Origin of the sequence: Micromonospora sp. CPCC 206060, assembly GCF_036906895.1 — a bacterium.
Classification (GTDB): domain Bacteria; phylum Actinomycetota; class Actinomycetes; order Mycobacteriales; family Micromonosporaceae; genus Micromonospora.
On sequence record NZ_JBAKHU010000032.1, the window covers coordinates 67,391 to 75,252 of the forward strand.

Sequence of the window (7,862 nt, forward strand, 5' to 3'; positions counted from 1 at the left end):
AGCGGTCCAGCCGGCGGGTGTGCCAGCAGTCCGGCCGGCGGGTGTGCCGGCGGGTGTGCCGGCGGGTGTGCCAGCAGTCCGGCCGGCGGGTGTGCCGGCGGGTGTGCCGGCGGCTTGACTGCCGGGTGGTCCGGCGCTCTCGGCCAGCCGATCGGCCCGCCTCAGCCCGTAGAGCGCGACCGCCGCAGCGGCCACCAGCGGGGCACCATCGCGGATCAGGCCGTCCGCGCCGAGGAGCAGCCAGCAGAGCGGCAGGTCCACCGCGAGCGCGGCGAGGGTCACCGCCACCAGCAGACCCCGGGCCCACCGCCGGCCACGCAGCAGGAAGAAGGTACTGACCATGACCGCGTAGCTGACCGCGATCCCGGCAGCGAACCACAGCACCACGAGGGGTACGGCGATCAGCCGGCCGTCGATGATCGCACCGATCGCCACCAGGCAGGGCACCAGCATCAACGGGCTGTAGGTGAACGCGGCGACCCGGGTGGTGAGCAACCAGCCCGGCACCGGCGGACGGCGGGGCCTACCCTCCCGCCACCTGATCCCCTGCCGGTCGATGACCAGTCGACCCGGGTGGCGGGTGAGGTACGCGCCGACGGTCCGCGACCGGTAGAGCAGCCCCACCACGGCCACGCAGAGCGCGGTGAGGGCAGCGAAGCCGAGCACCCCGGGCAGCGGCGGTACCCCGTTGCGGGGCACGATCAACCGGCCCACCGCGAAGACCGTGGTGAGGGCGAGGATCAGACCGAGGGGTCGGGAGCCGGCGCGGCCCCGGCGCACGTGCCAGATCAGGATCAGGAAGCCGAGCGAGCGCAGCAGCGCCCAGCCGGTCCGTACCGCCAGCGGGAAGCCCTGCTCCGGGGCGTACCGCCAGTTGAGCAGCTCGACCACGACGGTGGCCGCCGCAGTGAGCGCGAGCAGGGCGGTCAGGGCGCGGACGGCGGACGGCCGCCGGACCGGGCTGGTCGCGGCGGCCGTCCTCGTCATGACTGTTGATGATGCCCGTAGTGGGCGGCGATTACACCTACCGTGACTCCGCGTCGAGCCGGGCCCGCAGGGCGTCCAGCTCGGCCCAGAGCACCCCGGGCAGCTTGTCGCCGAACTTCTCGAACCACTCGGTGACCAGCGGCAGCTCCCGACGCCACTCCTCCGGGTCGACCTTGAGCGCGATCCGGACGTCCTCCGAGGTCATGTCCAGACCCTCGACGTCCAGTGCGTCCTGGGTCGGCACCATGCCGATCGGGGTCTCGACGGCGTCTGCGGTCCCCTCCAAGCGGCCGATGATCCACTTGAGCACCCGGGAGTTCTCGCCGAAGCCCGGCCAGAGGAAGTCGCCCTCGGCGTCCTTGCGGAACCAGTTGACGTAGAAGATCTTGGGCAGCTTCGACTCGTCGCCGTCCACACCCTTGCCCATGTCGATCCAGTGCCGGAAGTAGTCACCGGCGTGGTAGCCGATGAACGGCAGCATGGCCATCGGGTCGCGACGTACCACGCCGACCGCGCCGGACGCGGCGGCGGTGGTCTCCGAGGAGAGGGTGGCCCCCATGTAGACCCCGTGCACCCAGTCCCGGGCCTCGGTGACCAGCGGGATGGTGTCCCGGCGCCGACCGCCGAAGAGGATCGCGTCGATCGGCACGCCCTGCGGGTCGTCGTACTCGTCGGCGAGGATCGGGCACTGGTTGATCGGGGTGCAGAACCGGCTGTTGGCGTGCGAGGACAGCTCCGGGCTGTCCGGGGTCCAGTCCCGGCCCTTCCAGTCGGTCAGGTGGGCCGGCGGCTCCCCCATCCCCTCCCACCAGATGTCACCGTCGTCGGTGAGGGCGACGTTGGTGAAGATCGAGTTCCCCCGGTCGAGGGTCCGCATCGCGTTGGCGTTGGTCTTCCAGTCGGTGCCGGGGGCCACGCCGAAGAGGCCGAACTCCGGGTTGACCGCGTAGAGCCGGCCGTCGGAGCCGAATTTCATCCAGGCGATGTCGTCACCGATGGTCTCGACCTTCCAACCCGGGATGGTCGGCTCCAGCATGGCCAGGTTGGTCTTGCCGCAGGCCGACGGGAAGGCACCCGCGATGTAGTGGGTCCGCCCCTCCGGCGAGGTGATCTTGAGGATCAGCATGTGCTCGGCGAGCCAGCCCTCGTCCCGCGCCATCACGCTGGCGATCCGCAGCGAGTAGCACTTCTTGCCGAGCAGCGAGTTACCGCCGTAGCCGGAGCCGTACGACCAGATCTCCCGGGTCTCCGGGAAGTGCGAGATGTACTTGGTCTGGCTGCACGGCCAGACCTCGTCCTGCTGCCCGGGGGCAAGCGGCGCACCCACCGAGTGCAGCGCGTGCACGAAGTCGGCGTCGTCACCCATCGCCGCGAGCACCTTGCTGCCCATCCGGGTCATGATCCGCATCGAGGCGACCACGTACGGGCTGTCGGTGATCTCCACCCCGAACATGGGCTCTTCCGCCTCCAGCGGCCCCATGCAGAACGGGATGACGTACATCGTCCGGCCGCGCATCGAACCGCGGTAGAGATCGGTCATGGTGCGCTTCATCTCGGCCGGGGCCATCCAGTTGTTGGTGGGTCCGGCGTCGGCCTCGTCGACCGAACAGATGAACGTACGTTCCTCGACGCGGGCCACGTCGGAGGGATCGGTACGGGCGTAGAACGAGTTCGGTTTCTTCTCCGGGTTGAGCCGGATCAGGGTGCCGGCGTCGACGAGTTCGTCGGTGAGCCGCCGCCACTCCTCATCGGACCCGTCGACCCAGACGACCCGCTCAGGGGTGGTGAGTTCGGCGACCTCTCGAACCCAGGCAAGCAGTTTGGGATGGGTTGTCGGGGCCTGATCGAGACCCCGGACAGCAGCCGGAGCAACCATGACACATCTCCTTGTGGTCGACGCTGACCGATCTATGGGATGCACGATTCGGACGGGCGGGTATCCGCTTCGCCGACGTGGAAACCTGGGATTGCGCTCAGCGTAAACCTGGGTTCCCGGGCCGTCAGTGGGACTGGTTGTGAAGAACTGCACAAGATACGGATCAGGTGCGGCATCACGAGCTAGTACCCGCTTTCACGCGCAGCTTCACGCAAATCCTGCGGAGAACTGCATCAGATGGTGTGGGAAACCCCATCCACTTCGTCGACACATCAGCCACGATTCCGGGTACCCACTTCGACGGTGGGTGAACACGCACTCACCGCTCGAAGGTGGGACGCACCGTGCGTGGCGGACCGCGCCCACGGCGGGCGCGTGTGTGGATGGCGGACCGCGCCCACGGCGGGCGCGTGTGTGGATGGCGGACCGCGCCCACGGCGGGCGCGTGTGTGGATGGCGGACCGCGCCCACGGCGGGCGCGTGTGTGGATGGCGGACCGCGCCCACGGCGGGCGCGTGTGTGGATGGCGGACCGCGCCCACGGTGGCCCATGTGTACACGGCGGACCCGCCTGCACACGGACCATGGACCGGCGGGAGCGCCCGGGGTCGTAGTACGGCGCGCGACGGCGGCCGGGTATTGATGTCAGGTAGGGGTCGGGGCAACCGGTACGCTCGACCCGTGCCCGCGACCGCGACCGGAGATCAGCCGAGCCCGCCAGGGACGCGCACCGGACCGCTCCGTTCGCTGCTGGACCGGTTCGGTCACCTGATCCACGAGTTGAGCAAATTCGCCACCGTGGGCGGGATCGCGTTCGTCGTCGACTTCGCGCTCTTCAACTACGCCATCACCGCGCTGGGCATCGAGCCGCTCACCGCGAAGGCGGTCTCCACGGTGATCGCCGCGTCGGTCGCCTTCGTCGGTAACCGGTTCTGGACCTGGCGGCACCGCGAACGCAGCAATCCAGCCCGGGAGTACCTGCTCTTCTTCTTCTTCAACGCGGTCGGGTTGGGTATCGGGCTCGCCTGCCTCGCGATCAGCCGGTACGGGCTGGGGGCCATCTGGCCGGAGGTGTTCCAGACCCCGCTGGCCGACAACCTCGCGAGCTACATCGTCGGCACCGGCCTGGGGACGCTCTTCCGATTCTGGTCCTACCGACGGTTCGTCTTCGTCGCGGCGGGGACACCACAAACGGCCCGGAAGGACTCCGGGCGTGACCCTGCCGGGGCGTGACCTGACGCCCACCCGACCCGGTCGGACCGGTCCGACCGCCCGACTGCCCTAAGGTGTCCGCATGCGTCTTGTCCGTCTGCTGCCCGAGCGCTGGCAGAAGTTCATCCACGAGGCGCTCAAATTCGGCGTGGTCGGCGGCATCAACACCGTCATCAATTACGCGGTGTTCAACGCCCTGGCACTGACCGTCTTCGCCGACGGCCAGTTGAAGGCGACGGTCATCGCGACCATCGTGGCGACGATCACGTCCTATCTGATGAATCGGCACTGGACGTACCGCGATCGACCCAAATCGGCACTACGCCGTGAATACGCCCTTTTCTTCCTGTTCAACGCGACCGGGCTCCTCATCGAGCTGGGTGTCCTCGCCCTGGCGAAGTACGGCTTCGGCCTGACCAGCCTGCTCGCCCTGAATGTGGCGAAGACCGGGGGCGTACTGCTCGGCACGCTGTTCCGGTTCTGGTCGTACCGCACCTTCGTCTTCCAGCCCGCACCGAGGGTGACCAGCGGGGAGTCGTCGGTACGGGAGGCCACGCCCGGGGCGGAACCGGTCGCCGGAGTCCGGCCTGGGCAGGATGTGGCCGCCCGGCCCGGCCACGGTGTCCCGGCCCAGCCGACGCAGAATGTCGCAGGCCAGCCGGCACCGGGTGCGGCAGCCCAGCCGGCGCACGGCGTCGCGGCTGGTTCGACACCCGAGCGGGATCCCGCCCCGGGGTGGACCGAGCGGACCCCGGTCGGCGAGCTGAACCCGCTGGGAGTCGCCGAACTGGATCCGGTCGCGGACCTGGCCGGGTCGGTGACCGAACTTGAGGCCACGGAACCCACCGTGCCCGGCACCGGACCTCGGCCGGCACCCGGGCAGCTCGCCGGCGCACGGGGCGCGGGCCACCTCGCCCGACTCCGGCCCGACTACGAGGAGAGCACGATCGACGCCGAACTGGCTGCCCAGTGGGAGGCCGAACTCCAGGCCGCCGCCCGTCGGTCCACCGGCCGGTGAGCGCGGTAACGGCGCGCTCGGGTACGGGTGCCGAGGCCCAACTGTTCTTCGAGGATCTGACCCCGGGGCGGACGTTCGACCTGGGTGTCACCGAGGTGGACGGGGCCGAGATGCTGGCCTTCGCCCGCCGGTACGACCCGCAGTGGTATCACGTCGACGCCGACCTGGCCGCCAACAGCCACCACGGCGGCCTCATCGCCAGCGGCTTCTTCACCGTCAGCCTGTTCATGCGCGCCTACGTCGACCACGTACTGGCCCGGGCCGCCGCTGACGCCTCACCCGGGCTGGAGGAGCTGCGCTGGCTCGCCCCGGTACGTGCCGGTGACCGGCTCGCCGTCCGCCTGGATGTGATGGGGAGCAAGCCGTCGTCGGCGCGCCCCGGGCTCGGCACGGTCACCCTGGTCGGGACGATGCTCCGCCTCGGACCGGACGGTCAGCCGGAGTGCGAGGTGCTGCGTACCCGGTTCCGCGGCTGGTTCCTGCTCCGCCCCACCGGTTGATCAACCCCGCGCGGCTCTTTGGTTGTTCATGAGGTTGACGGGCATCCGGGCGGTCCTGGCACCCGCCAACCTCAACTCAGCGCGCCACGGCGGGCCAAACCGCCAGGGGGCGTGGATCAACCTGGCACGGCGTGGGCCGACCCGCGCCAGGGCGGGTCAGGTCGTGGTCGGGTGGTCGCGCAGCGGCTTGCCCTCACTCAGGTCAGCCAGCATTTCCCGCATCTCGCCGTCCCCCAGCGAGTGCCGGTCGTGGTGCGCCTCAACCAGCTCGTAGAGCCGGGTCTGCACCTGGCTGATCCCCGGCACGTCGGTGAGCACCGCCGGTCCCCGCTCGCCGGCCGACTCGATGGTGAGGGTGCCGCAGCCGAACAGCCGCTCCAGGAACCGCTGGTTCATCGTGTAGTCGTTGATCCGGGCCAGCGGGACGTCCCGGCGGTCCCGGGAGACCACCCCGTGCTGAAGCAGGACCCGTTCGTTGGTGAAGAGGTAGTGGGTGGTCCGCCAGACGAGGAACGGGCGCAGCGCCAGCCAGAGCACCAGCGCCAGGGCCACGCCGGAGATCACGTAGAGCCCGATGGCGCCGCCGTCGGAGTCCGGCAGCAGCACGAATCCGGCGACCACGGCGGCGACCGCGAGCACCAGTACCAGCCCCGGACCCACCAGGGCCTTCCAGTGCGGGTGCAGGTGCAGGACGACCTGCTCGTCCTCGGTGAGCACGTCCTCGGGGAATGCCACCCCAACCTCCTCGGGTACACACGACGTCCGCGCTGACCGTAGCCGCTCGGCGGCACCTGGTGGGTCAGCCGCGCGGTCGGGACCTGAGGTGTTAAGAAGGGGCCCTTCCTATACCGAAAACGTTAAGCGGGGGCCCTTCCTTACATCCCTTCCTTACATCCGTACGTGGCGGATGTCCCCGGCGGAGATCCGTTGCTCACCGTCGGCGGTCCGGACGAAGAGCTGACCGCCGTCGTCGACGCCGGTGGCGGTACCGGTCAGGGCACTGCCGTCGGGCAGCAGCACCCGGACGGTACGGCCGACCGTGTCACAGGCCTCCAGGTAGGCGCTGTGCAGCCCGCAGGCACCGGCGTCCCCACCGGCGTACCGCCAGCGGTCGTACCAGTCGGCGACCGCCCGCAGCAGGGCCCGGAGCAGCGGATCCCGGTCGGTGGCGGCGGCACCGGCCAGCTTGAGCGAGGTGGCCGGCAGGCCGGTCAAATTCTCCGGCAGCTCGTCGGCGCGCAGCGTGACGTTCAGCCCGATACCGAGCACGACGGCCGGGGGTGGGGACGGCACACCGGTCGGGACCGTACCGCCCGGTACCGCCTCGGCCAGGATGCCGGCGCACTTCGCCCCGTCCACCAGCAGATCGTTCGGCCATTTGAGCACGGCGTCCAGCTCGGTCAGCCGGTTCACCGCCTCGACCAGGGCGACTCCGGCGAGCAACGGCAGCCAGCCGTACCCGGATGCCGGCACCGGCGGCCAGTCCCGCTCCGGCGCGGCCTCCCCGGGGCGGAGCAGGACGCTGACCGCGATGCCGGCCCGGGGCGGCGACTGCCAGGCCCGGTCCCGTCGTCCCCGGCCGGCGGTCTGCCGTTCGGCGACCACCACCAGCCCCTCCGGTTCACCGGTCCGGGCGGCCTCTGCGGCGTCCGCGTTGGTCGAGCCGGTCTCGGCGTGCAGCTCCAACCGCCGCCAGGGTCCGGCGGGGGCGAGCAGCGCCCGGCGCAGCCGGCGCACGTCCAGCGGCGGGCGGTCCAGATCGGTGTACGGGGAGCCGGGCATCCGGTCAGCCTACGACCCGCCGGGCGGACCCGACCGGTACCCGACCAACCGGGCACCGGTGAGGCGAAGTGCACAGCGGCGGCGGACTGAACCATCGTTATATTCCACGGGTGACTACCGAGACCGAGGTCAACATCCACACCACCGCCGGCAAGCTGGCGGACCTGGAACGACGGGTCGACGAGGCGGTGCACGCCGGGTCGGCGCGGGCGGTGGAGAAGCAGCACGCCCGGGGCAAGAAGACCGCCCGTGAGCGGATCGAGCTGCTGCTCGACGAGGGCTCGTTCGTCGAGCTGGACGAGCTGGCCCGGCACCGCTCGACGAACTTCGGGCTGGACCGGACCCGCCCGTACGGCGACGGTGTGGTGACCGGTTACGGGACCGTGGACGGCCGGCAGGTCTGCGTCTTCGCCCAGGACTTCACCGTCTTCGGCGGCTCCCTCGGCGAGGTCTTCGGCTCCAAGATCGTCAAGGTGATGGACCTGGCC

6 protein-coding genes and 2 pseudogenes are annotated in these 7,862 nt (G+C 70.4%); 4 read left to right on the top strand and 4 right to left on the bottom strand.

The features are described from left to right. Positions 1-129: 129 nt before the first annotated feature. Together V6U90_RS20090 and V6U90_RS20095 are read right to left on the bottom strand one after the other, a co-directional pair. Positions 130-987, bottom strand: a pseudogene (locus tag V6U90_RS20090) (hypothetical protein); the annotation flags it as partial. A 37-nt stretch (positions 988-1,024) separates the two neighbouring features. Then, entirely contained in the window at positions 1,025-2,863 is a 1,839-nt protein-coding gene (locus V6U90_RS20095) for a phosphoenolpyruvate carboxykinase (GTP) (protein WP_334438692.1), read from the bottom strand. A 488-nt stretch (positions 2,864-3,351) separates the two neighbouring features. Here V6U90_RS20095 and V6U90_RS20100 point away from each other — a divergent pair, with 488 nt between their 5' ends. The 3 genes and pseudogenes from V6U90_RS20100 to V6U90_RS20110 all read left to right on the top strand — a co-directional run bounded on the left by V6U90_RS20100 (position 3,352) and on the right by V6U90_RS20110 (position 5,592). Continuing rightward, positions 3,352-4,095, top strand: a complete 744-nt coding sequence (locus V6U90_RS20100; RefSeq protein ID WP_442933627.1) for a GtrA family protein — start codon at positions 3,352-3,354, stop codon at positions 4,093-4,095. A gap of 61 nt (positions 4,096-4,156) precedes the next feature. After that, positions 4,157-4,595 (top strand): annotated as a pseudogene (locus V6U90_RS20105) (GtrA family protein); the annotation flags it as partial. 493 nt (positions 4,596-5,088) lie between these two features. Next, positions 5,089-5,592, top strand: coding sequence for a MaoC/PaaZ C-terminal domain-containing protein (locus V6U90_RS20110; protein WP_334438696.1), 504 nt, complete (start codon positions 5,089-5,091; stop codon positions 5,590-5,592). A 156-nt stretch (positions 5,593-5,748) separates the two neighbouring features. On the opposite strand, the gene V6U90_RS20115 is transcribed toward V6U90_RS20110, so the two are convergent. Both V6U90_RS20115 and V6U90_RS20120 read right to left on the bottom strand, forming a co-directional pair. Further along, on the bottom strand, positions 5,749-6,327 hold the full coding sequence (locus V6U90_RS20115; protein WP_334438698.1) for a PH domain-containing protein: 579 nt from the start codon (positions 6,325-6,327) through the stop codon (positions 5,749-5,751). Between the two features lie 153 nt (positions 6,328-6,480). Continuing rightward, positions 6,481-7,374, bottom strand: coding sequence for a biotin--[acetyl-CoA-carboxylase] ligase (locus tag V6U90_RS20120; RefSeq protein ID WP_334438700.1), 894 nt, complete (start codon positions 7,372-7,374; stop codon positions 6,481-6,483). Positions 7,375-7,484: 110 nt separating this feature from the next. Between V6U90_RS20120 and V6U90_RS20125 the strand changes: the two genes are divergently transcribed. Next, the coding region (locus V6U90_RS20125; protein WP_334438702.1) for a carboxyl transferase domain-containing protein at positions 7,485-7,862 on the top strand (378 nt) is incomplete at its 3' end.

What these genes read in the sequence shown, in the direction of transcription:
- V6U90_RS20095 (WP_334438692.1), bottom strand. Translation starts at nt 2,863, where the DNA reads ATGGTTGCTCCGGCTGCTGTCCGGGGTCTCGATCAGGCCCCGACAACC.
- V6U90_RS20100 (WP_442933627.1), top strand. Translation starts at nt 3,352, where the DNA reads ATGGCGGACCGCGCCCACGGCGGGCGCGTGTGTGGATGGCGGACCGCG.
- V6U90_RS20120 (WP_334438700.1), bottom strand. Translation starts at nt 7,374, where the DNA reads ATGCCCGGCTCCCCGTACACCGATCTGGACCGCCCGCCGCTGGACGTG.